4 protein-coding genes are annotated in these 2,171 nt (G+C 65.3%); 1 reads left to right on the top strand and 3 read right to left on the bottom strand.

Translation table 11 applies throughout. The annotated features are described in order from the left end of the window. Nucleotides 1-195: peptidoglycan-binding protein (locus tag ACE3S9_RS18865; protein ID WP_374548016.1), on the top strand; the 195-nt coding region annotated here is incomplete at its 5' end. Nucleotides 196-211: 16 nt separating this feature from the next. On the opposite strand, the gene ACE3S9_RS18860 is transcribed toward ACE3S9_RS18865, so the two are convergent. The 3 genes from ACE3S9_RS18860 to ACE3S9_RS18850 form a co-directional block, all read right to left on the bottom strand. Then, the gene (locus ACE3S9_RS18860; protein WP_374548015.1) at nt 212-820 is read right to left on the bottom strand and encodes a TPM domain-containing protein; all 609 of its coding nucleotides are present in this window, start codon (nt 818-820) and stop codon (nt 212-214) included. After that, on the bottom strand, nt 820-1,635 hold the full coding sequence (locus ACE3S9_RS18855; protein WP_374548014.1) for a YgcG family protein: 816 nt from the start codon (nt 1,633-1,635) through the stop codon (nt 820-822). Before ACE3S9_RS18855 ends, ACE3S9_RS18860 begins: the two co-directional genes overlap by 1 nt. 32 nt (nt 1,636-1,667) lie before the next feature. Next, nucleotides 1,668-2,171, bottom strand: a 504-nt coding sequence (locus tag ACE3S9_RS18850) for a LemA family protein (protein WP_374548013.1), incomplete at its 5' end; no start/stop codon positions are given.

The following is a 2,171-nucleotide window of genomic DNA, read 5'->3' as shown; positions in this document are numbered from 1 at the left end:
GGCATTCCACGCGTCGAGCGCCGCGAGGTTCAGACCTTGCTCGCCCAGCGCGGCTATGACATCGGCGGCAAGATCGACGGCGTGATGGGCACGAAGACCCGCGAGGCCATCGCCGATTATCAGGCGCGAATCGGCATGAAGCGCGACGGGCGCGCCAGCCAGAAGCTACTGGCCTCGCTGCGCGGCGGCCATTGAGTAAAAATTCATTGAGCTAATTCAGCCGCACCAGATGATCGGGCAATTCGTTGCCGCCGCCATCCGGCGGGGCGGCGCGGGCCAGCAGATCGCCGCAGCGCGTGATGGCGGCGACAAACCCTTCCGTAATGCGGCCGTCATGCAGGTGAACGGTCATTTCCTCGACCGCGACGCGCCATTCCGCTTCCGAAACCTTGCCGTCGAGACCGTCGTCGGCGAGGATTCGGACATAATGTTCGGCCAGCGACACGAAGATCAGCACGCCGGCGCGCGAGCGGGTCCGCCGCAGCCCCCGCGCGGAAAATTGTTCCAGCGCGGCGCGATAGGCTTGGCGACGTCTTACGGCGCGCGGCGTCGTGAGAATGCCCAGCCGCGTCCAGCCCAGGACCAGGAGAGCGAGAATGAAAACGCCGATCTGCGCCGCGAACACCGCCTGCGCCGACCAATGCGTCCATTCGAGCAGCGGCCAGGGCGTCACCAGCGCCAGCGCGGCGGCGTAGAGGGCGGCGAAGGCCGCCGGGTCGCAGCTCTGCCGCGCCAGCACGCAGACGATCTGTCCGCCGCTGCGCGATTCGGCCGCGCGCACCGCGGCGATGATGGCGTTTTCATCCGCAAGCTCGCGCATCACCAGTCTCCCGAGGCCCCGCCGCCGCCCGACGAGCCGCCGCCGCCGGAAAATCCGCCCCAATCGCCGCCCGAGGATCCGCCGGACCAGCCGCCGCCGCCCGACCAGCCCGAACCGGGACCGGGCAGGATGATGAAAGGCCCGCCGCCGCCGCGCCGGCCACCGCCGCGTCCCCCGCTTTGGCTGCGCCAGATGATGAAAATCACCAGCGCCACGATCAGGAAGGGCAGGATGACGTCGAAGGCGTTATCGGACTGGTCCGCGCGGACTTGCGGCTTTTTGGTCCATTCGCTCGAATCGGTGGTCAGGATGGTGATGACGTCATCGACGCCGCGGGTGATTCCCCCGGCGAAATCGCCCGCCTTGAAACGCGGCGCTATGGCGTTGACGATGACGATTTTCGACAAGGCGTCGGTCAACGTGCCTTCGAGCCCGTAGCCGACCTCGATCCTGACCTTCTTTTCCTTGGGCGCGACCAGCAACAGCACGCCATTGTTCTTGGTCTTCTCGCCGATCGCCCAATGCCGGAAAAGGTCATTGGCGTAGGGCTCGATCTCCTGGCCCTGCAATGAATTGACCGTGGCGACGACGAATTGGATGCCCGATTTCTGTTCGAGATCGGCCAGTTTGGTTTCGAGGTTCTGCTTGACGTCGGCCGGGAGAAGATTGGCCTGATCGACCACCCGTCCCGACAATTCGGGGAAGGTAATCGCTTCCGCGCGCAGCGCCGAGGCCGCGAGAACGAGGCAAAGGCACAAGGCCGCCGCCAGCCAGAGGCGGACGGCGACCGCGTTGCGAAAAAGGGCCTCACCCATGGCGCGCCCCGCGCTCGATCAGAATGTCACGGTCAAAACTTCACTTGCGGCGGCTTCTGGGCGTCGTCGGTCGCCGTGAATTCGGCCATCGGCTTGTTGCCCCGGAACACCGTCATCGCCCACAACATGCTCGGGAAGGTTCTCAGGGTCAGATTATAATCCCGCACGGCGGCGATATAATCGCGGCGCGCCACGGTGATCCGGTTTTCGGTGCCTTCGAGCTGGGACTGCAAGGCGAGAAAGTTCTGGTTCGATTTGAGGTCGGGATAATTCTCGCTGACCGCGAGCAGACGCCCGAGCGCGCCGGAAAGCTGGTTCTGGGCGTCCTGGAACTGTTTCAGCTTGTCGGGATCGGTGAGCTGCGAGGCGTCGATATGGACCTGCGTCGCCTTGGCGCGCGCCTCGATCACGGCGGTCAGCACGTCCTTTTCCTGCTTGGCGTAGCCCTGGACGGTGGCGACGAGATTGGGGATCAGGTCGGCGCGACGCTGGTAATTGTTCTGGACGTCGGCCCAGCGCGCCTTGGCGGTTTCCTC

Source organism: Rhodoblastus sp. (genome assembly GCF_041915505.1).
Taxonomy (GTDB): domain Bacteria; phylum Pseudomonadota; class Alphaproteobacteria; order Rhizobiales; family Beijerinckiaceae; genus Rhodoblastus.
Note: the sequence above shows the minus strand (reverse complement) of the source record. Positions and strands in the feature narration are given on the sequence as shown.

Coding starts and splice junctions, on each gene's coding strand:
- ACE3S9_RS18860 (WP_374548015.1), bottom strand. CDS start 820: ATGCGCGAGCTTGCGGATGAAAACGCCATCATCGCCGCGGTGCGCGCG.
- ACE3S9_RS18855 (WP_374548014.1), bottom strand. CDS start 1,635: ATGGGTGAGGCCCTTTTTCGCAACGCGGTCGCCGTCCGCCTCTGGCTG.